The following is a 20,177-nucleotide window of genomic DNA, read 5'->3' on the forward strand; positions in this document are numbered from 1 at the left end:
GGCCATACCTTACCAACTGCCTGTGTTCTTGAACTCTTCTACTGCTTTTTTCAGTTTTGCTTCGATTTCATTATCATAAGCACCGGCTTCATTAATTGCATGTAATAAAGCGGCATGGGTACTGCGCATGTAATCGTGCAAGGAAGCTTCAAACGAGCTGATTTCATTTACAGGTACATCGTCCAAGTATCCCTTTTCTACCACAAACAAGCTTACCCCCATTTCAGCCACTGTAAGTGGGGAGTATTGCTTTTGTTTCATCAGCTCTGTAATGCGTTGTCCACGCTCCAGCTGCTTACGTGTTGCATCATCAAGATCAGATGCAAATTGGGAGAATGCTTCTAACTCACGGAATTGTGCCAGAGCAAGCCGAGTACCACCACCAAGCTTTTTCATGATTTTCGTTTGTGCAGCACCACCAACCCGTGAAACGGACAGTCCGGAATTGATTGCTGGTCTAACACCTGAGTTAAATAAGTCAACATCAAGGAATATTTGCCCATCGGTAATAGAGATTACGTTTGTTGGTACGAAGGCTGACACATCTCCCGCTTGTGTTTCGATAATCGGCAATGCAGTCAGTGATCCTGTTTTACCCTTCACTTCTCCATTAGTTAATTTTTCTACTTCATCGGCATTAATTCTTGCGGCTCTTTCCAACAAGCGAGAATGCAAATAGAAAATATCACCAGGATAAGCTTCGCGACCTGGTGGCCGACGTAATAACAAGGAGATCTGCCTATATGCCCATGCTTGTTTAGTTAAATCATCGTAAACAATCAATGCATCTTCCCCACGCTCCATGAAATACTCACCCATGGTACAACCTGAGTAAGGTGCTATATATTGGAGTGCTGCTGAATCAGAGGCTCCCGCTACCACAACAATAGTATGCTCAAGAGCGCCATGCTCTTCCAATTTTCTAACAATCGATGCAACGGATGAAGCCTTTTGACCAATGGCTACATATACGCATTTAACGCCGGTACCTTTTTGATTGATAATCGCATCAATAGCAATGGCAGTTTTACCAGTTTGGCGGTCACCAATAATAAGCTCTCGCTGACCTCTTCCAACGGGGATCATCGCATCGATTGCTTTTAATCCTGTCTGAACAGGTTGATCTACTGATTTACGTGTAATTACACCAGGAGCGACTTTTTCTATTGGAGACATACCTGATGACTCTATCGGGCCTTTCCCGTCTATAGGATTTCCTAAAGCATCAACGACACGTCCCAAAAGACCTTTTCCAACTGGGACTTCCAGAATACGACCTGTACATTTACCTTTTTGCCCTTCAGCTAATGTGGATGAGTCGCCTAATATTACAGCACCAACAGAATCTCTCTCCAGGTTAAGAGCCAATCCGTAGACCCCTCCTGGAAACTCTATCATTTCACCTGCCATAACATCGGCAAGACCATGCAGTCGTACAATACCGTCTTTCAAACTAACGATAGTACCTTCATTTCGTGCTTCAGAAACCACACTAAATTGATCTATTTTCTTTCTGATTAATTCACTGATTTCAGAAGGATTTAACGCTACTTGTTCTGACATGGAAACTATCCTCTAAATTAAGCGGCCAAGCTGGTGCCAAGCATATTAAGCTTGCCCCGAACTGAACCATCGATAACTAAATCGCCTGCTCGAATTAGCGCTCCGCCAAGCAAGGAGGGATCAATACTTATTTTTAAAGAAACCTTACGTGATAATCTTTGACTTAAGGATTCGCTCAAACGCTGTTGTTGCGCTGGAGTCAATTCGGAATAGCTGACTACATCAACCTCCAGTATTTTTTCTTGCTCTGCTCTATATACTTCATAAAGAGCTTCAATTTCTGGCAACAACATCAATCTTTTATTGGTTGTTAATAGCTTGATTAAATTATTTAGTGCATCATTTTTCTTGAACTTTGAACCACATACCTCAATAAGAAGTTCAATTTGTTGTTCATCTGTTGATGCAGGATTAGCGATAAACTGAGTAGCTTGAGGAGTTAAAACAACTTGAGCCAGTAATGTAAGATATTCTGACCATTCACTCAGTTTTTTTTCTGCTAAAGCATGTTCAAATATCGCTTTTGCATAGGGTCTGGCTATAGTGGTACTATCAGACATTTTAAATCTCTTCAATTAGGTTATCTAACAGTTCGCTATTCGCTTTTGCATCTACCTCTCGCATTAAAATTTTCTCTGCCCCAGTAATAGCCAGCTTTGCAACTTGTTTTCTCAGTTCTTCTTTGGCGTGATTTACTTGTTGAGCAATTTGTTCTTGCGCGAGTTTTGCTTGAATTTGAGCTTCGCGTTTTGCGGCCTCTTTTGCTGCTTCAATAATCTCTGATGCTCGCTTATTCGCTTTATCAATAATATCAGCAGAGTGAGCCTTGGCTTGTTTTAACTCATCTTTTACACGATGCTGAGCCAACTCCAACTCTTTGCGCCCTCTTTCAGCAGCAGCCAATCCATCAGCAATTTTATCTTGTCTTTCTTCAAGTGCTTTTGCTAGTGGAGGCCAAACTAATTTCATAGTGAATAGTACAAACGCGGCAAAAACCAACATTTGAACTATTAATGTTAAATTAATATCCAAAGTATATTCTCCTGTAACAGTGAGGGCGCATAGCGCCCTATTTGTGTGTTATCAAGAACCCAGGCTGCTTAGGAAAGGGTTAGCAAAGGTAAAGAATAATGCAATACCTACCCCAATCATGGTTACCGCATCAAGCAAACCAGCTACAATAAACATTTTAACTTGTAACATAGGTACCATTTCTGGTTGACGAGCTGAGCCTTCGAGAAATTTACCGCCTAGCAATCCGAAACCTATGGCTGTGCCTAACGCACCTAAACCTATCAACAAGGCAACCGCAATGACGGTCATACTTTGAACTTGTGCTATTAATTCAGCAGCTTGCATATTTTATCCCCTTTACAATGGATGATGATAATTAAATCGGTTAATGATCTTCATGGGCCAAACTCAAATAAACTATAGTCAGTACCATAAAAATAAATGCTTGTAAGGTTATCACTAATATATGGAAAATGGACCAGGCGAGTGCAAGAATAAATTGCGCCGTACCCAGTGTCATAGTACTAATTAATGATGACGTTGTTGCATTTAAGGTTAGTAAGGCTATCAAAATAAATATTAATTCGCCAGCGTATAAGTTACCAAAAAGTCGTAATGCCAAGGAAATGGGTTTAGCTATCAGCCCAACCAACTCCAACAATAAATTAAATGGAATGAATAGTGGGTGATTGAAGGGCTGCAGGGTGAGCTCTTTAACAAAACCTTTAACGCCTTTTATTTTTAAACTGTAAAAAACTATTAGAAAAAATACAGAAAGTGACAATCCAAATGTTAAATTCAAGTCATTAGTTGGTACAACTTTCAGGTAGTGTATACCGACTAGCTGCGCAAGTACAGGAAGGATATCTACCGGCACGATATCCATAAAATTCATCAGGAATACCCACATGAAGATAGTTAATGCCAATGGGCCTATTAGGTTATTTTTTCCATGAAAACAATCTTTAACTTGATTATCAGCAAACTCGAGCATGAGCTCAGCAAAATTTTGTAACTTTCCAGGAACACCAGTGGTTACTTTCCTTGCCGCTAAATACATAATTGCCAGAGCAATTAGACCCAAGGCTATAGAAAAGAAGATTGTATCCAGGTTCAAAGTCCAAAAACCACCACTTGAACCGAATGTCATATCATTTACGTTATAGGTAAGGTACGTTAAATGATGCTTAATATAGTTTGTGCTAGATACCATTTCAGTCACTTTTTGGCCTATTCTGTTTATTGACAATAATCCATGGGGCAAACCAATGCGTCATAAGAACCAAAATGTATGATGCAAAAAACGCTGCCGGTGTGATCCTACATAATAAAAATACTAATGCAAACAGGAACATGGACAATATTATTTTTAACGCTTCACCCTTATAAAAACTATTAACTATTTGCCTCGCAGCTCTCGCGCCTTGATGCTTAAACAGTTTAATAGCAAAGTAAGCATTTGGTATAATACAAACCAGTCCACCAAGCAATGCAGAACTGGCCGCATTGACACCAAATAAAATTGCGCAAAGGCCAGCCAGGATTATAGTAACTCCCAACTGCGCCAGCCACAATCGCGTGATTCCGCGCTTATTCAGCTGTTTGTTCACATATTCACCTAACTTTCACGGCGCGAATTATAAATTAAACAATTGTAATAATCAACGTTGATATTCAAATTACGAGCTATAATTGTAATGTAGGGTTTAGCATTAATCACATGTTAAGCGATTTACTATTTAACCTCGCCTAAGGATTAAAAAATGTCAGAGAAAATTCAGCATACAGCAGCCAGGCTGCAAGAAAAAATGAGCAATCGTTATAGCGATGGGCTTTCACACAAGCATAATAAAAATCACCTTTCATATCGACAACATTGCAGATCTCATCCATGCAATCAAACGAACAATAACGACGAAGAAAATATTGTAAATGGCTCTACAGGGCTGTTACGTGAGTTTAATTTGAGAAAAATACGAAAACGACTGGATAAAGGTCGATTCCATTGATACAGTATACTTATCCTCCCAGGTTAGCCACTTCCTGGATTGGACGTGCAGCTATTGGCCTGATTCTGATCAGGCCATATTCGTACTGGTTTGATAAGTATAATACCGCATAAGTTTTATTACTTTCTGTACACCACCTGTGTATCTTGCAATTTTAATCACTTTTTCAGCTTGTTCTGTCTGAACATCTCCCATCAAATAGACAACACGATCAGAAGTAACCACCTTGAAAGCGTTAGGATCGATTGAAGAGTCTGCAAAAATTTGGCTACGGATTTTCGTGGTAATCCAGCTGTCCTGGATCGAGTTGGATGGCATTTTATTGATAATTACACGATTGAATAACCGCCTGTATCCTTTAACTTTGCTTAGACGTAGTTGTAATTCATCGTACAACTCCTGGGTTGGAACATGCCCTGCTATTAAAATATCTCTGTTGAACACAGCAATATCCAGTACTGTCTCTGAGTTTTTAAATGTCCGGTTGACAGCTAAAACATCATTAAGAGCTTTTATTAAATTATAATCATCTAATTTTTTATATACATTGTGCCGGTCATAGGCTAGAGTTGCCCCAGTCCATAAAACCCCCAGACAGCCTGACAAGCAGCTGGCTAAAAAAAAGACTATTAGTATAAAACATCCGTGTTTAAACATGCTAACGTATATATTGGAATATTTTTACGACTTTTCTCACTCCAGCAACACGTCTTGCCACATCAACAGCTAGCAATGCTTGCTCGTCAGAAACAATTCCCATCAGATAGACTACTCCATTTTCAGTGACTATCCGTATTGAACCCGATTCAAGTCCCTTTTTAGTCAACATGTTACTTCTCACTTGACTTGTAATCCAACTGTCTTTTGTCCTTTGAGTCAAGGGAATGGGATTATCAACGGTTATTTCATCATACACTCTTTTAACTCCAGGGGCATTTTGGGCAATCCGCTCTGCTAGAACGCGTAATGATGCAGCGGGAGTTTGTCCAACCAGCAATACCACCCGGTTAAAACTGGAAACAAGAATTCTCGAGTGCCGAAATCGAGGGTCCTTGATGATGGTTTTATGAATCACATGAAATAATCGGGCGTCCGCCTCCATGGTAGTTACGCTTCTTCTATCATAAACCATTCCTGCTGCAGCACCTGCAACAACCACAGCAACGCAACCAGTCAGTAAAGCACCAATCATCATTACTATGATGGATTTAAATTTTAGATTCATGTTCATTTTTTATCCTAAAACTTGGCCAAATAAAGATTGTTCGATTAAATCACAAAAACAATGCAATATGAACAAGTGTAGCTCTCTTATCAATGCAGTACTGTCAGATGCCACTCTTATCTCTATATCCTCTGGCCCCATATGATTCGCCAAAACACCTCCATCGCGGCCACTTAGTGCAATGGTATCCATGCCGCGTTCACTTGCTGCGTGAAGAGCTTGCAGCATGCTATCAGAATTACCTGATGTAGTTAGTAAAAGTAATACATCTTGCTCTTGGCCCAAGGCTTGAATTTGCCTTGCAAACACTTGACCAAAGTGATGCTCATCGGCAAATGAACTCAAACAGGACGCATCAGCGCATAAATTAATGACCGGCAAAGAAGGTCTTTCCACTTCAAAATGATTTAGCATGGAACTGGAAAAATGCATGCAATTAGCACTAGATCCCCCACTGGCGCAAATGAATATTTTTCCATCATTCAATAAACAGTTAACCAACAACTTCCCTGCTTTAGCTATTGAACCCGACAACACATCAGCTGCTGATATTTTTGCTTCTATTGTGACACCAAATAAATGCCTTACTCTTTCTTCTAACTGAATCATTTCAAAACCTTCTATTCATTATCTTCCTAGCATCCTGCATCAAATGCGTTCTTTAACCAGGTAATCTTGTTTGATTTTCCATCTATACTAATCACATCAAACCGTATAGGAAATTTATCTTGTATGCGATACTTAATCATATAATGAGAAGTTGCTTTTATTATTTTTTGTTTCTTTTCGTAAGTAATGCTGGCAAGCCCCCCACCAAAGTTCATATTTGAACGCGAACGGACCTCAACAAAAACCAGATAAGATCCCTCACGCATAATTAAATCAATTTCTCCTAAACGGCAATGATAGTTTTGCATTACTAATGCAAGACCATTTTCCTTTAAGTAATTTAAAGCCAATTGTTCAGCAAACTTTCCTTTTTCTTGGGTCATTATTCTTGGCTCACTTCAAAACTAAACAGTATCCCCTAGTGAATGGGCTAAACCCTTTTTAAATTGCCCCCATTCAAGAACCCTGGCTACTTGTTGAGTCGGCTTTAAATATAAAATACCTGTTGAATCGTTAGAGCCATCGGCTGGAAATAATATCAGTTGGTTTAATTGGGTAGCCAAGGTATAACTGTCCACGCCTAAAGCATAAAGCCTGTTATAGCTATTGAATTGTTCAGGCCAGTTTTTCGTTCCCATCTGATGAGAAAATACCCAAGGCATATCGCAGAAAATGATCCCATCCAAATCCTTATCCTTCAAAGCATTGGCGCTACCGCCATAAACACTTGAAGTAGCGTACACAGGAGCATCTCCGGCATAATAATATTTTAATAAAGGCATAATTTGGCGGGCCTTGGAAGGATAAGCCAATAAAAATATCATATCAAAATCCTGTCTTCGGCTCGTAGTCGATTGGAAATTATAGCCTAATACCTGCTTTAGTTTTTTCTCGCGCTCCTGGCTATTGGTGATTTGTAAAAAATCTTTCATGCTCTTATTCAAATCTTGTTTGGCTTCGTAGCGAAGAGAGTCAACAATATGGCCCCCATCTTCATTCCACTGATTGATAAAAGCTTTCGTTACTTCATTACCCCAAGCATTATTGGGGGCAATAATCAGCGCTTTTTTATATCCTTTGCTTCTTGCTTTTATTGCAACCTGAATCGCTTCATTAACAGGGGATAAGCCTAAGGAATAAGAATTGCTTTGTGTGCTGGTATCCGTATCGTTTAGCAATAGGGTAGGAACCGGATGCTCCATTGATGCAATGGTAGCGACTTGAGTTTTCGTTAAAGGACCAACAACATATTCGGCACCGTCAGAAATAGCTTGGCGATATGTGTTCGTTATATCGTCTTTGCTTGTATCATAAACTTTAATTTTTGTTGATTCATCTCCCCTGTTGGCCTTATAGGCTGCCATAAAGCCTTCCCGTATAGCATTACCCGGCCCGGATAATGGACCACTTAAAGGCAATAACAAAGCAACCTGTTTAGGTGGAGCTAATAATTTACCTGATATGCTGTCTAAGGGATTAGGCAAAATCTGATTTGCTGGATGATTACTAAAATGCATCTGCCATTGATCCAAGGCAGCCAGCAACGACTTTGAGTTATTTCTATACTTACGGGAAATAACAGCCAGCTGCAACCAGCCTTGCATTTCTGATTTGTTCACAGCCTCCAGAGCCATTGTATTCAGCTCCTCTTGAGGTAAACTGGTTAAGGTCAACCACAAAGCCCGCCGATTATTGACCTGATTTTCCTCATCAGGGAGCAATGATTCTAACTTGATACGCTCACTAACTGATTCAGAGTAACTACCAATGGACCGAAATGACTTCGCCAATTGTTCGTGAAATTGGATTTGATTATATAACGAGAGTCTTTCAGGTTCTTTAATTCTAGCTAACTTGGCTAAGGCATCTCTGGGCCTATCACGCATAATGTCGACTTTTGCCAGTAAAAGATTCTTTTCATTAGCTTGCTCAACTGTTAATTCCCCAGTTTGTGCTAAAATGGCAGTTCCTTGCTTCCATTGACCATCAGTAATTAAACGGCCAGCTGCGGAAATCAATGCGCTTTGCTTTTCATGGCCTTGTTGATTCTTAGCCATAGCCAAGTATGCTGCAGTAGGTAATGAATATGGAGATTTTAATTTTTTATTAACTGTTACTACAGGCTCGGTTGAGTTAACTGTTTTTGTGCATTGGCAAAGCAAAAAAAGAGATACCAATACTAAGAACATGCGAAGTTTTAATTGTTTAATTAACATGTTAATTCGCCAAATTTGCTTTTCGCAAGAGGATAAACTATGACAAACACTCTAGCAACAGGTTTAGGAACTCTCTATATAGTTGCTACCCCAATAGGAAATCGCGAAGATATTTCTTTCAGGGCTCTTAATACCTTGAAAAGCGTTGATTTAATACTTGCTGAAGACACACGCCATTCCATGCAATTATTGACTTCGCTAGGGATAAAAAATAATTTAGCTTCATTGCACACCCACAATGAAGCGAACAAAAGCAATGAGATAATTGAGCTGCTGCTCCATGGAAAATCAATCGCACTAATCAGTGATGCAGGCACGCCCTTGATTAGCGATCCTGGATTTCCTTTAGTGAAACAGGCTCGCCAGCACCATATCCCTGTTGTGCCTGTTCCTGGCGCATGCGCTTTAATTGCTGCGTTAAGTGCTGCCGGGGTACCCTGCGATTCTTTTGCCTTTTTAGGTTTTCTTCCGGCCAAACAAAGTGCCAGAAAACATGCCCTGGAATCATCGCGGTCAGTGCCTTATACCATAGTATTCTATGAATCAACTCACAGAATCATAGACTGTCTTAACGATATTGCAGAGATCTATGGCCAAGATTATGAACTTGTTTTAGCAAAAGAAATAACCAAAACCTTTGAACGATTTGTATCTGGAAAAATAAAAGAAATTAAAGACTGGCTACTCAGTGAACCCGGTCATATCAAAGGTGAATTTGTTTTGATTTTTCCACCTCGCTCAACAAATAAAGACCCCAACTCGCATGAAGAACTACTCAAGATATTGTTGGAAGAGTTGCCTTTAAAGCAGGCTGTGGCTATTGCATGCAGATTGACTAATGCCAATAAAAATCAGCTCTATGAAGAGGCATTGAAATTAAAAGAGAGCTAAAAAGAATATTGATCGCTTATTTCCATAACATTGTCCGTAAATGACCTTTTTTTGTCCTCTAAGACCAAGCAAAGATATCGCCTTTTAAGCTATATTGTTTCTATATTAGGCTATGCTTGGAATTATAAAATGGATGATTTAAAAAAATATAGTTTTTTACTGGTCTATTTACTTATCCCATTACCCTTTGTCTCTTTATATTTAGGAGGCTGGTACAGTTTTCTACCCTTTTTTATTGTTTTTGCTTTTATTCCATTAATTGATGCCTTTCTTCATGATTCGGTAAATCCAACAAAAGAGCAGGAACAAGAACTCCTAAAAGATAAGTTCTTTAAATATATTACTTGCGCCTATGTGCCTATACAAATAACCATCATTGCTTATGGAGTCTATATAGTTAGTACTCAAAATTTGGTTTGGAATGAATGGTTAGGATTTACCATGTCACTAGGACTTATCTCAGGTGGAGTAGGCATCAATTTTGCTCATGAAATGATGCATAAAAACAGTAAATTGCAACAACTAATGAGTAAAATTTTATTGGTTACAGTTTGCTATGGTCATTTTTTTATCGAGCATGTCAAAGGCCATCATGTTAAAGTAGCAACGCCTGACGATCCTGCCACAGCACGATTAGGCGAAAATTTATATCAATTTTTACCAAAAACATTATTAGGTTCGTTTCAATCTGCCTTAATTTTGGAAGAAAAGCGTTTATCGCATAAAAATTATTCCATCTGGAGCATACATAATAATTTTTGGTGGATCCTTACTGTGCCATTAATGATTTGTATAGTCTGTTTCATTTTTGGGGGATTAATCGCTCTGTCATTTTTCTTATTACAATCATTCATTGCCATCCTGACATTAGAAATTGTTAATTATATTGAGCACTATGGGCTGGAAAGGAAAATGCTGAGTAACGGCCAATATGAAAAGGTAAATCCAAATCATTCATGGAATGCTAATCATTGGCTAAGTAATCAGCTGCTAATTCATTTACAACGCCATTCAGATCACCATGCCCATGGTGCACGACCCTATCAAATTTTACGTCATATGGAGAACAGCCCTCAACTTCCCTCAGGGTACCTCGGAATGATTATCATAGCTTTAATTCCACCGCTCTGGCATTACATCATGGACAAGAGAGTTCTTGCCTATCGAATTCAGTTAAGACAATTGGAACAACTTTAAAACGTTGTTCCTTATTATTTCACAGTAAAAGAATATTTTATTAACTTTTATTGCAATATGGCGGTGGAATCAAAAACTTTTATCCGTTTATTTAGTACCGAGAGACGGTTTGCCAAAATTTTAGCCATACACACATGAAATTGAACCAAGAGTAGGGGTTTATTTTTAGAAAGCTCCTGGATTGATTTCAAATCAATTTCATAAACAATGGTTTTTTCATTGGTTTTTAATGTTGCTGTGCGCTTCTTATGAGTGTATATAGCAATTTCACCAAGTACATTACCTGAACCCACAACAAGTACACGTTTATCACCGACAAATGCTGTAACTCTTCCCCGATGAATAAAGTAAACACTGTTTGACTCTTCTCCTTCATGACAAATGATATCATCAGGGTTATAAGGTTTTATAGAAGCTTTTTCACTAATCCATGCTACCAGTTCAGAGGAAAAACCTAAATAGAGTAACTGTTTCTCAAGTGTTACTTCTTCAATATTTATATTTTCTGTATATTTTTCTATAACTTGATCTTCACACCACTCTAAAGCTGATTCTTGATCAGTAAAGACTTTAAGCCAGTTGGTTTTCGATTGTAATAAATTGGTTTTCATTAATTCATGATAAACAATGGGCTTTAATGAACAAATTGCAAAGGAAATATTATTCTTTTCCGCATGGAGCTTTAAGTTTTTCATTAAAATAATGCGGGATGAGTCGATATTGTAGACAAGCTCAAAGTCTAAAATAATATATCGAGCTTTCTGTATACTTTTTATTAACTGAAGTAGCCTGTAAATAGAGCCAAAAAAAAGAAATCCTTGCAACTTCAAAAACTGAATTTCATCTCCCTGTGTCGATAAAATGGATTGAGATATAGGATTTCTCTCAAAAGAAGAATTATAATCTGCTCCGGAAAACAAATACTTAACCGGATTTATTTTGCTGTAGCGAAAAGCGAAGATAAAAATTGAAATAACCGTTCCTATAGCAACCGCCGTAATCATATTAAAGACAATAGCAATAACCAATATCAGCAAAACGATTAAATATTCACTTAAATTTAATAAACGCCAGGTATTGATCAACCATTCAGATAGAAAGCAAAAAGCGATATAAAACAAATAACAGCCGATAGCCATTTTCGGGAAACATTCAACGACCACAGCACCAAAGCACAAAATAAGCAACATGGGAACGAAAGCCATCACCCCTATAATACGAGCGCCGCCATACTCTTTTGCAACAGTGGACGCTGACAAAGACAAATAGCCAACCATTCCTCCAAGTAATCCACTGAATACATTGCCAATACCTGCTATACGAAGTTCCTTGTTTAAATCTAATTGCTTATTAACTATCAATTCATAACTGCTTGCGTTTAATAACAAGGCAATAAAACTTACCAGTATAACTAACCCTATGTAATTCAATAGGGTCATTGAGAATGGATAATGAATCATTTGCCATATTTCAGGTTTCATGAGCGAATCAATATGGCTTTGATTGAAAGGTCCCAAGACGTACCCTTCGGTTGGATCGACCAAATACTCCAAATTAAAAATATAAAAAAGAGCATAGAATAGAATTACAAGAGAAATAAACATCAATTGAAGCGCGTATCGATAACCTAATTTTTCTTTAAAAATATAAACAACTATTCCCGCAATAAAACCTGGCGCCCACAATAATATTTCCTCTTTATGAAAAAAGACAAGCCAATTCTGATGCAGCGCTTTACCAGTTAATAATGCAAATGTTCCTGATAAAACTAGCCAGCCTGTCGCTGCCATAAAACCACAAATCACAGGATATGGCAGATAACGGATAATATTTCCAAACCTAAATTTTCCAACGAAGTAGAATGATAAGCCCGTTAAACAGGTAGTGACTCCAAGCATAAAGAGAATCGTAATAAAGATGGCTTCATTCGTAGAACTTGATGGCATCGACTTAATTATCACTAAACCCATGGCTGAATACAAAATTGCCGCTTCATCTTGCAACTGAGCGATTGCATAAGGAGGGGAAGACATGAACAAATAGCTGGCGCTTATAATAATTACTGAAATTGCCAATATATTAATGACAAGTGGAATATAAATCTCTAATGCACCTTGATAAATAAGCGAAGAAAATGCAACAATACTAATCATATTGTCAATACTTATGACCAAGCCTGCTAAAATAGCCAAAATCAATTGACTTCGAGTCATCCTACCTCTCACTCATTCATTTCAAAACCAAAGGATTATTTTAGTAAATAACAGAAAAATCCAGTTTTTCACATTTCTGATCGAATTAAAATAGCAGCCTCCATTCATTAAAGATTCTGCATAATTTTCTCTTAGCATGGATATTGCTTTACAAGCTATTGTTCATGAAACTAAGGATATTAATAATTATTCGAATAACCAGATAAGCATTTAAAATTCTTTAATCAAAATGGAGATAGTGCTCAGGTTAACAACATTACACCGACTCTTGGCAAAAATATTTAAACTTAACCTTATATATTTTGCACCGCTATATTCTTATAGCTATTTATTCTTGTAATTGCGCATAATTATCAATTAAGGACGTTTTGTAAAAGCGTTCTTGCTTTAAGGTTATCAAGAGTCAACAAACTATATAAAAAGTTCTGGAAATCTACTCCCTCTTTCCCCTAAACTGTCCTTGGTTTTTTTAGACTTAAGGACTATATATGAAAACTAAATCATGGATTGCCAGTTTGTTTTATTCCTCATTATGTTTCTCCTCTTCTTACGCAATTAATCTCCATCAAATCACAATAACTGATCCAATAATGGGCAGTCGTACCATTACCTATGAACAAGTTGGAGAATTTGCAGTAGTGGAAGGTGATATTTTGATTGGTAAAGCAGAGAATCTTAAAAACCAAGGTGCTGTTATTACACCAAAAGTAGGAGGTTCACGCTGGCCAAATGGTGTTATCCCTTATGAAATTGCTGAAAATTTACCTTTTATAAACAAGCTTGCCATTTTACAAGCAATAGATCATTGGCAGAAAAACACGAATTTAGAATTCGTTGAATTAACTTCTAAAAATCGCTATGACTATCGTGATTACATTTCTTTTATCCCGGCAGAAGGCACAACCTGCTCTTCCTACGTTGGACGCCAGGGAGGGAAGCAAGAGATCAATTTGGCGCCAAGATGTACTACCATGAATACGGTACATGAAATAGGACATGCCTTGGGCATGTGGCATGAGCAATCCCGATCAGACAGAAATCAATATATTCGTATCGTCTGGGAAAATATTGATGAAGAACATAAATTTAATTTTGACCAACATTTAACTGATGGGAAAGATTTCGGTGAATACGACTATGGATCCATTATGCATTATGGTCGATTTGCTTTTTCCAAGAATGGTCAGCCAACTATCATACCTCTAGTTGATGGAGTTGAAATAGGGCAGCGAACTCATTTAAGTGAAAAAGATATCGCTGCCGTCAAAGCAATGTACCCTGAAACCTAATTGGGAGTGGCTAAGGCCATATATCCATCCTTTTCCTCTGAAGGAGCGGCTAAAGCCAACTGTTTGGCCGCTTTCGCTTCAGAGTGTTGGTCATAAGCATGGAAAATTTCATAACCAATGTACATAGCTGTTAAAACAATTGCAGCAGGCCAGCAAATTGCAAATGTTGTAATTAAAACTATAGGCATGACCGTATTTTTTACCATGGTAAAAATAAAATCATTCCGAGCTGCTTCATATTCTTTAAGAGCAACTGGAAGGTTTTTACCTGTCAATTGAGCCTCTTCCAAATACAAACTTTTTTCCTCGTATTTCGAATAAGATCCCGTAGACAGATACATTGCAACAGCAAGAGTACAGGCAAAAAAACAACCAACGACTAATATAGGCGGGCTAACCAGCATCGATGCAGTAAATCCCATCATCAATAAGGCGGCAGCAGCGGCAACAAAGTAAAAAGTAGCCTCCTGGGTTTTATAATTAATTTCAAGCTCTCTAAGTTGCTTATTGAGCATCTCTATATGCAATAATCGCTGTTCAGGAGTCATTTTTTTGAATTTTTCCGGATTATTATAGTCTTCTATTTCCTGCAAATATTGAGCTTTCTTAATCAAATATTCTTGTTTGGCTAAGTTGCACTTATATAAAGCCATGCATACGTCGAACCCGAGAAAAACAGAAGTGATCATCCCTGCTGCAGGAGCGGAAATATTAAAAAGGTAATTATAGTTGGTAAGCAGGTTGATTGTAGCCCAAACAAAGTCATTGGCAAAATTACAGTGTCGTTTATAAAACTCATGTTTAAATCTGTCCCATGCCGTAGTCACTTCGGGAACATGCCCTGTTTGATGAGTGATTATCTCTTCTACTTCAGTTGAGTTCAAACGAAGGGATGATGTGTCCTTATTCATTTTCTTCAGTAAAGCATCTTTCAGTTTGTTATTTTCTTTAATGCTTAATTTTTCTGCTTTACCACTTCTAGGAATGTAATAGAGTGATACTTCTTGATTGTCTTCATGAACAAGAATATAACTTTTTCTATATGCTTCGAGACTGGCTGGGCCTGGCAAATAATCCATTTGATGGATTTCACAACCATTTTCTGCGCCTTTTTCCAATTCAGTAGGGAAAAAGGTATGTCTTAATAGCATACCACCATCAATTATTAAGCGCATCAAAAAGAAACCAACACTAAAGTAAGTTATAACCCCGGTAGGTGCTTGAAGAGTTGAAATAATCTTATCGACATCAGTATGAGTTCCTAAAATAGCATCCAACTTCTCAATAATTTTTAGGTCTCGAGCTACGCTCAATCCATTAGTTAAAGTCAAACGACAAAACGTCCAATAGATACGACACAAGTTCGAGTAGGCAACATAATCTCTGATTTTGGAAGCGTGCAATGGAGAGCTGATTAAATTGCGAAAACCTCCAAGAAAGGAATTGTACAAGGATTGAATAAAACCAGATTCTTCCTCTTTGACATTGACCTTATTTAAATGGTCTTTTATTTTTTGTTTTATTTTAGCATATTCAGCTTGTTTACTGTTTTGTGAATAAGCTTTGTGGAAAGCCTCCAGCAAGGACGCACAATAGTAGCAATACAGCCAGAAAATTTCTTTATTTTCATCGTCTTGCTGCTGTAACACAGTAAACATTTGAGTGAATTCAGCTTCTAAATCCTGTTTGTGATGTAGTAAAAAAGTGTAATCTATAGTGTTTACTCGATCATCAATTGTTACAATTTTTGTGTCCAGTTTACTATCCTTCGGAATTTGGGCGAAAAATTGTTGTTTATCCCTACGAAATGCAGCACTTTGTTTTGAGTAGACCATATTAAGAACTCACAAAAATTACACAGGAAGTTTTACAATAATACGTTACCATTTGATATGTATTTTGACAAGCTTTTTTGTATTAATATTTTACACATTGATTTTTGCGATTCAGACTGATTTTTGCATAAAAATGAATCAAGATAAAAGCTGGTTCATTTGAAATGTGCTGAAACTAAAAGAATAAATTTATTGACCCAATAAAGCACATCACCACAAAATATTTAATAATAATTTTGCTGTATTCAAAAGAAGAAAAATTGAAAATTCACATGATGACTGCCTTGCATCATCGTTATTTTCCAATACAAAAACTGGAAAAAATTTTTCCTAATAAATCGTCTGAAGTGAACTCACCTGTAATTTCACATAAAGTCTGATGAGCTAACCGTAAATCTTCTGCCAACAATTCTCCAGCTTTATGATTTGTTAGCTGCGATTGCCCAGTTAGTAACAAAGCTTTTGCTTCATCCAACGCTTGTAGATGTCGTCTGCGAGCTAAAAATTGGCCTTCTGTTGGTTGATATCCAACCACTTGTTTAATCACCTTTTTTAGCTCATCCAGTCCCTCACCAGTTTTTGCAGACAAATAAACTGTATGCTCATCACATTTTGCTGTAAGTTTAGTAGTATCAATTTTATTGTATACCGTGATTATGGGTATTTTATTGGGTAATGTTAATCTCAATTCATTAAGCAGAGAATTTTGTTGATCAGGATTGTTAATATCTACTACAAGAAGCACACAATCAGCTCGCTTCAACTCTTGCCAAGCACGTTTTATTCCCTCTTTCTCCACCAGATCATCGCTGTCTCTTAATCCTGCCGTATCGATAATGTGTAGAGGGATATCATCCAATAGGATATGTTCTCGCATAATATCTCGCGTAGTACCGGCAATTTCAGTAACAATGGCAACATCCCGCCCTGCCAGGTTGTTAATTAAGGTTGATTTTCCTGCATTAGGCCTGCCAGCAATAACCAAGGATAACCCTTCACGCAACAAAACTCCTTGATTCGCTTGTGAACGTATATCTTCTAATCGTCCAATAATTTTTTGTAGTAATTGGCTGACATTTCCATCATTAAGAAAATCAATTTCCTCTTCAGGAAAATCGATAGCAGCTTCAACATACATGCGTAAGTAAATTAGTTCTTCATTCAATTGATTTATTTTTTTAGAAAAATCACCTTGCAGTGATTTTAAAGCCATACGAGCCGCAGTATCTGAACTGGCTTGAATTAAATCAGCTATGGCTTCTGCTTGAATTAAATCGATTTTATCATTAAGAAATGCTCTTTCAGAAAACTCACCCGGCCTGGCTAGCCTTGCGCCTGCTGCTATGGATTCCTTAATTAATAAATCCAAAACTACAGGTGAGCCATGCGCTTGAATTTCAATAACATCCTCACCTGTAAAAGAATGAGGTCCTTTAAAATAAAGAACCAATCCTTGATCAAGGACTTCATTATTTCCTTTATATAAAGAGCAAAAAGTGGCTAAACGTGGTTGCAATGCTTTGTTCCCATTTAGACAAAGGGCTATAGCATAAGCATTTGGACCTGATATTCTGACGATTCCTACCCCGCCTCGTCCTGGCGGGGTAGCGATAGCAACAATGGTATCTATTGACATTTATTTTGCTGTGGCAACAACCTTTTTAGCTGGCTTTTCATCTGAGTATTTTCTGGTGATGTACCATTGCTGTAATATTGATAAAGTATTATTCACAATCCAGTACAAAACCAGACCAGAAGGAAAATTCCAGAACAGTCCGGTAAATAATATGGGTAAAAACATCATTACCTTAGCTTGCATTGGATCAGCTGGTGCTGGATTGAGCTTTTGCTGAATCAACATGGTTGCTCCCATGATCAATGGAAGAACATGGTAAGGATCTGCTGAAGCCAAATCATTTATCCAAAATATAAATGGAGCTTGTCTTAACTCAACACTTTCCAGTAAAACCCAATAGAGCGCTATAAAAACTGGAATTTGAATTAATATAGGTAAACAGCCGCCTAAAGGATTTACTTTTTCTTGCTTATAAAGTTCCATGGTAGCTTGGCTTATTTTAGCTTTATCATCACCATATCGCTCACGCAAAGCTTGCAACTTAGGCTGCAACTTCCGCATACTAGCCATGGATTTATAGCTTGTAGCTGATAATCGATAAAATGCCAATTTAATTAGGACAGTCACAAGAACAATTGACCAGCCCCAATTCCCAACAACAGTATAAATTGCTTTCATTAAAGAAAATAATAACGAAGACAAGAACCACAAAATGCCATAGTCCACCGTTAAATCCAGAGATGGGGATATGCCTTTTAAAACACTGGTAATTTCTGGTCCTATGTATAATTTGGATCCTACAATTTTATCTTCTTTTGGTTTGACCGTAATAGGCTGGCTTACTGCTCCAATAGTATAATCTTTATCCGTAGCTAATGTATAAAACTTGTTTTCACTATCCGCATTGGGAACCCAAGCACTCAAAAAATAGTGTTGTTGCATAGCAATCCAACCACCTTTTGCATCCACATCCAGGTTAGATTTGCTCATGTCACTGAAACTAACTTTTTGGTAACGATTTTTTCCAGGATTTGAAAAGGAAGCACCTGTATACGAGCCAATATGAAAAATACTCGATTTGTCTTCTTTGGGAGAACTGCGCAATAACTGGGTATTAAAATACCCTTTCCATAACGAATTACCGGTATTGGCTATCTTGTAATTGACTTCGATTAAATAACTTCCCTTTGTAAAAACAAATTCTTTTTTCACATCCAAACCGTCTTCGCTTTTGCCATTTAGAGTGACTATCAGCTGGTTTTGATCAGGTTTCAATTCGTAATATTCTTTTTCTGATGTAAAATCAAAATCCAATGATTGTGGTGTCTGGCCATCTAAAACAAAAAGGCTACTGTTCGCTACATATCTCTGGCTGGCCTGATTTTGCAAGAGAGGGAATGGTTTATTTTTATCTTCAACACTTAGTGGATAATCAAGCAATAAACCTTTAACAATATCTCCATTTTTTAAATCAATGTCGACATCCAAAACATCTGTTTTAACCTGAATCAATTGTTTACCGCTGCTTGCTTTTTCCTCTGCTTTCAAAGTTACGGGTTGCTCTGCATTAGAAGGAATTATTTGTGGTAACAAATGCCCATCTGATGTTAATTGGCTTGCTGTCTTCTCTTCAACTGGTTGTTTGGCTGGATAATCAATTTGCCAAGCGTTCCAAAGTGATAAACCAATAAGCGCAAGCGCCATATATAAAACTATACGTCGTATATCCATTAAATATTCTCAATTCTTATCGTTAGGAAATAAAGGATCATAGCCACCTTTTGACCATGGATGGCAACGAGACAATCTGTTAAGTGCCATCAATAAACCTTTAATTACGCCATAATGTTTGATCGCACTGTCAGCATACTCTGAACAACTCGGATAATAGCGACAACATGGTGTTATCAAAGGGCTAATAAAATACTGATACATTTTTATTGGTAAGCAAACTATTTGCCGTAGCATGAGGCTAATTTTTCCCATGTTTTATTTAATTTAGTATTTATACCTAAATTGGTTTTCTTTGCTAGACCTGGTCTTGCCAAAATGATTATATCTACAGCAGGCAAGTTAGTATGACGAAAACTTTCTCTAAGTAGCCGTTTAATGCGATTTCTGTCATGAGCCTTAGCTATCATTTTTTTTGACAATGCTAAACCAAGGCGTGCATAGCCTAACTTATTTTCTCTGAAAAGGAAAATAAAGTCATCTGTAGTTATTTTTTTCGCGCTTTCAAACACGAAATCAAAATCATTTTTTTTTAATAGCCGTTGCGCTTTTTTAAATGCAAACACTTAGGCAGATAAACGCTTACGACCTTTAGCACGACGTCTTTTTATAACTAATCTACCAGCTCGAGTAGACATTCTTAAACGAAAACCATGATCGCGTTTACGTTTTAAATTACTAGGTTGAAAAGTGCGTTTCATGATAACCCTGCTTCTAAATTTATGAGGTTGGCAATGATAGATAACTTTTTTTCAACTGTCAATTTGAATAACTGATTATTTTTTGTGTAATTTTTTATTTACAGGTCG

The 20,177-nt window shown here is 37.5% G+C and carries 22 protein-coding genes; 4 read left to right on the forward strand and 18 right to left on the reverse strand.

Going from position 1 to position 20,177, the window contains the following annotated elements:
- Positions 1 to 9: 9 nt before the first annotated feature.
- The 6 genes from atpA to LPG_RS15115 are packed head-to-tail and all read right to left on the reverse strand — an operon-like array spanning position 10 to position 4,187.
- The gene (gene atpA, locus LPG_RS15090; RefSeq protein ID WP_010948668.1) at positions 10 to 1,563 is read right to left on the reverse strand and encodes a F0F1 ATP synthase subunit alpha; all 1,554 of its coding nucleotides are present in this window, start codon (positions 1,561 to 1,563) and stop codon (positions 10 to 12) included.
- A 17-nt stretch (positions 1,564 to 1,580) separates the two neighbouring features.
- Positions 1,581 to 2,123: a F0F1 ATP synthase subunit delta gene (locus tag LPG_RS15095; protein WP_016357053.1), complete on the reverse strand. Its 543-nt coding sequence runs from the start codon at positions 2,121 to 2,123 to the stop codon at positions 1,581 to 1,583.
- Position 2,124: 1 nt separating this feature from the next.
- A complete protein-coding gene (locus LPG_RS15100; protein ID WP_010948670.1) occupies positions 2,125 to 2,595 on the reverse strand; it encodes a F0F1 ATP synthase subunit B in 471 nt (156 codons plus the stop codon).
- 51 nt (positions 2,596 to 2,646) lie between these two features.
- Complete coding sequence (atpE, locus tag LPG_RS15105) at positions 2,647 to 2,922, reverse strand: F0F1 ATP synthase subunit C (protein ID WP_010948671.1); 276 nt, start codon at positions 2,920 to 2,922, stop codon at positions 2,647 to 2,649.
- 40 nt (positions 2,923 to 2,962) lie between these two features.
- Positions 2,963 to 3,790 (reverse strand): F0F1 ATP synthase subunit A, encoded by an 828-nt coding sequence (gene atpB, locus LPG_RS15110; protein ID WP_015443864.1) that lies wholly within the window; start codon positions 3,788 to 3,790, stop codon positions 2,963 to 2,965.
- Position 3,791: 1 nt separating this feature from the next.
- On the reverse strand, positions 3,792 to 4,187 hold the full coding sequence (locus LPG_RS15115; RefSeq protein WP_010948673.1) for a F0F1 ATP synthase subunit I: 396 nt from the start codon (positions 4,185 to 4,187) through the stop codon (positions 3,792 to 3,794).
- A 153-nt stretch (positions 4,188 to 4,340) separates the two neighbouring features.
- On the opposite strand from LPG_RS15115, the gene LPG_RS15120 reads away from it, so the two are divergent.
- Positions 4,341 to 4,586 carry a hypothetical protein gene (locus LPG_RS15120; protein WP_016357054.1) on the forward strand — a complete coding sequence of 82 codons (246 nt, stop codon included), beginning with the start codon at positions 4,341 to 4,343 and terminating at the stop codon, positions 4,584 to 4,586.
- A 69-nt stretch (positions 4,587 to 4,655) separates the two neighbouring features.
- Here the strand turns inward: LPG_RS15120 and LPG_RS15125 are convergent, their stop codons facing one another.
- The 5 genes from LPG_RS15125 to LPG_RS15145 are packed head-to-tail and all read right to left on the reverse strand — an operon-like array spanning position 4,656 to position 8,636.
- A complete protein-coding gene (locus LPG_RS15125) occupies positions 4,656 to 5,243 on the reverse strand; it encodes a BON domain-containing protein (RefSeq protein ID WP_010948675.1) in 588 nt (195 codons plus the stop codon).
- Between the two features lies 1 nt (position 5,244).
- Positions 5,245 to 5,817 carry a BON domain-containing protein gene (locus LPG_RS15130; protein ID WP_010948676.1) on the reverse strand — a complete coding sequence of 191 codons (573 nt, stop codon included), beginning with the start codon at positions 5,815 to 5,817 and terminating at the stop codon, positions 5,245 to 5,247.
- A gap of 3 nt (positions 5,818 to 5,820) precedes the next feature.
- Positions 5,821 to 6,420, reverse strand: coding sequence for an SIS domain-containing protein (locus LPG_RS15135; RefSeq protein ID WP_010948677.1), 600 nt, complete (start codon positions 6,418 to 6,420; stop codon positions 5,821 to 5,823).
- A gap of 26 nt (positions 6,421 to 6,446) precedes the next feature.
- Entirely contained in the window at positions 6,447 to 6,803 is a 357-nt protein-coding gene (locus LPG_RS15140; RefSeq protein WP_010948678.1) for a YraN family protein, read from the reverse strand.
- Between the two features lie 21 nt (positions 6,804 to 6,824).
- Complete coding sequence (locus LPG_RS15145) at positions 6,825 to 8,636, reverse strand: penicillin-binding protein activator (protein WP_010948679.1); 1,812 nt, start codon at positions 8,634 to 8,636, stop codon at positions 6,825 to 6,827.
- A 39-nt stretch (positions 8,637 to 8,675) separates the two neighbouring features.
- Between LPG_RS15145 and rsmI the strand changes: the two genes are divergently transcribed.
- Complete coding sequence (gene rsmI, locus LPG_RS15150) at positions 8,676 to 9,527, forward strand: 16S rRNA (cytidine(1402)-2'-O)-methyltransferase (protein WP_010948680.1); 852 nt, start codon at positions 8,676 to 8,678, stop codon at positions 9,525 to 9,527.
- A 129-nt stretch (positions 9,528 to 9,656) separates the two neighbouring features.
- Positions 9,657 to 10,724 carry an alkane 1-monooxygenase gene (locus LPG_RS15155; protein WP_027223809.1) on the forward strand — a complete coding sequence of 356 codons (1,068 nt, stop codon included), beginning with the start codon at positions 9,657 to 9,659 and terminating at the stop codon, positions 10,722 to 10,724.
- Between the two features lie 47 nt (positions 10,725 to 10,771).
- Here the strand turns inward: LPG_RS15155 and LPG_RS15160 are convergent, their stop codons facing one another.
- Positions 10,772 to 12,937 carry a SulP family inorganic anion transporter gene (locus LPG_RS15160; RefSeq protein WP_016357055.1) on the reverse strand — a complete coding sequence of 722 codons (2,166 nt, stop codon included), beginning with the start codon at positions 12,935 to 12,937 and terminating at the stop codon, positions 10,772 to 10,774.
- A gap of 488 nt (positions 12,938 to 13,425) precedes the next feature.
- Between LPG_RS15160 and legP the strand changes: the two genes are divergently transcribed.
- Positions 13,426 to 14,226 carry a Dot/Icm T4SS effector LegP gene (gene legP / locus LPG_RS15165; protein WP_010948683.1) on the forward strand — a complete coding sequence of 267 codons (801 nt, stop codon included), beginning with the start codon at positions 13,426 to 13,428 and terminating at the stop codon, positions 14,224 to 14,226.
- Here the strand turns inward: legP and LPG_RS15170 are convergent.
- The 6 genes from LPG_RS15170 to rpmH all read right to left on the reverse strand — a co-directional run bounded on the left by LPG_RS15170 (position 14,223) and on the right by rpmH (position 20,069).
- Complete coding sequence (locus LPG_RS15170) at positions 14,223 to 16,061, reverse strand: lpg3000 family Dot/Icm T4SS effector (protein WP_010948684.1); 1,839 nt, start codon at positions 16,059 to 16,061, stop codon at positions 14,223 to 14,225. The genes legP and LPG_RS15170 overlap by 4 nt on opposite strands.
- 295 nt (positions 16,062 to 16,356) lie before the next feature.
- A complete protein-coding gene (mnmE, locus tag LPG_RS15175; RefSeq protein ID WP_010948685.1) occupies positions 16,357 to 17,697 on the reverse strand; it encodes a tRNA uridine-5-carboxymethylaminomethyl(34) synthesis GTPase MnmE in 1,341 nt (446 codons plus the stop codon).
- Positions 17,698 to 19,368 (reverse strand): membrane protein insertase YidC, encoded by a 1,671-nt coding sequence (gene yidC / locus LPG_RS15180; protein WP_010948686.1) that lies wholly within the window; start codon positions 19,366 to 19,368, stop codon positions 17,698 to 17,700.
- Between the two features lie 9 nt (positions 19,369 to 19,377).
- On the reverse strand, positions 19,378 to 19,623 hold the full coding sequence (gene yidD, locus LPG_RS15185) for a membrane protein insertion efficiency factor YidD (protein WP_010948687.1): 246 nt from the start codon (positions 19,621 to 19,623) through the stop codon (positions 19,378 to 19,380).
- Positions 19,590 to 19,934, reverse strand: coding sequence for a ribonuclease P protein component (gene rnpA, locus LPG_RS15190; RefSeq protein WP_011947894.1), 345 nt, complete (start codon positions 19,932 to 19,934; stop codon positions 19,590 to 19,592). The genes yidD and rnpA overlap by 34 nt, the downstream gene beginning before the upstream one ends.
- A complete protein-coding gene (gene rpmH / locus LPG_RS15195; protein WP_010948689.1) occupies positions 19,935 to 20,069 on the reverse strand; it encodes a 50S ribosomal protein L34 in 135 nt (44 codons plus the stop codon).
- Between the last annotated feature and the right edge of the window lie 108 nt (positions 20,070 to 20,177).

The sequence above is a fragment of the Legionella pneumophila subsp. pneumophila str. Philadelphia 1 genome (assembly GCF_000008485.1).
Classification (GTDB): domain Bacteria; phylum Pseudomonadota; class Gammaproteobacteria; order Legionellales; family Legionellaceae; genus Legionella; species Legionella pneumophila.

Excerpts from the sequence above, each read along its gene's own strand:
- rsmI (WP_010948680.1), top strand. The coding sequence starts at position 8,676 with ATGACAAACACTCTAGCAACAGGTTTAGGAACTCTCTATATAGTTGCT.
- LPG_RS15145 (WP_010948679.1), bottom strand. The coding sequence starts at position 8,636 with ATGTTAATTAAACAATTAAAACTTCGCATGTTCTTAGTATTGGTATCT.
- LPG_RS15155 (WP_027223809.1), top strand. The coding sequence starts at position 9,657 with ATGGATGATTTAAAAAAATATAGTTTTTTACTGGTCTATTTACTTATC.
- atpA (WP_010948668.1), bottom strand. The coding sequence starts at position 1,563 with ATGTCAGAACAAGTAGCGTTAAATCCTTCTGAAATCAGTGAATTAATC.
- atpE (WP_010948671.1), bottom strand. The coding sequence starts at position 2,922 with ATGCAAGCTGCTGAATTAATAGCACAAGTTCAAAGTATGACCGTCATT.
- LPG_RS15135 (WP_010948677.1), bottom strand. The coding sequence starts at position 6,420 with ATGATTCAGTTAGAAGAAAGAGTAAGGCATTTATTTGGTGTCACAATA.
- yidC (WP_010948686.1), bottom strand. The coding sequence starts at position 19,368 with ATGGATATACGACGTATAGTTTTATATATGGCGCTTGCGCTTATTGGT.
- LPG_RS15160 (WP_016357055.1), bottom strand. The coding sequence starts at position 12,937 with ATGACTCGAAGTCAATTGATTTTGGCTATTTTAGCAGGCTTGGTCATA.
- yidD (WP_010948687.1), bottom strand. The coding sequence starts at position 19,623 with ATGGGAAAAATTAGCCTCATGCTACGGCAAATAGTTTGCTTACCAATA.
- LPG_RS15120 (WP_016357054.1), top strand. The coding sequence starts at position 4,341 with ATGTCAGAGAAAATTCAGCATACAGCAGCCAGGCTGCAAGAAAAAATG.
- rpmH (WP_010948689.1), bottom strand. The coding sequence starts at position 20,069 with ATGAAACGCACTTTTCAACCTAGTAATTTAAAACGTAAACGCGATCAT.
- LPG_RS15125 (WP_010948675.1), bottom strand. The coding sequence starts at position 5,243 with ATGTTTAAACACGGATGTTTTATACTAATAGTCTTTTTTTTAGCCAGC.
- LPG_RS15170 (WP_010948684.1), bottom strand. The coding sequence starts at position 16,061 with ATGGTCTACTCAAAACAAAGTGCTGCATTTCGTAGGGATAAACAACAA.
- mnmE (WP_010948685.1), bottom strand. The coding sequence starts at position 17,697 with ATGTCAATAGATACCATTGTTGCTATCGCTACCCCGCCAGGACGAGGC.
- LPG_RS15130 (WP_010948676.1), bottom strand. The coding sequence starts at position 5,817 with ATGAACATGAATCTAAAATTTAAATCCATCATAGTAATGATGATTGGT.
- atpB (WP_015443864.1), bottom strand. The coding sequence starts at position 3,790 with ATGGTATCTAGCACAAACTATATTAAGCATCATTTAACGTACCTTACC.
- LPG_RS15140 (WP_010948678.1), bottom strand. The coding sequence starts at position 6,803 with ATGACCCAAGAAAAAGGAAAGTTTGCTGAACAATTGGCTTTAAATTAC.
- LPG_RS15095 (WP_016357053.1), bottom strand. The coding sequence starts at position 2,123 with ATGTCTGATAGTACCACTATAGCCAGACCCTATGCAAAAGCGATATTT.
- legP (WP_010948683.1), top strand. The coding sequence starts at position 13,426 with ATGAAAACTAAATCATGGATTGCCAGTTTGTTTTATTCCTCATTATGT.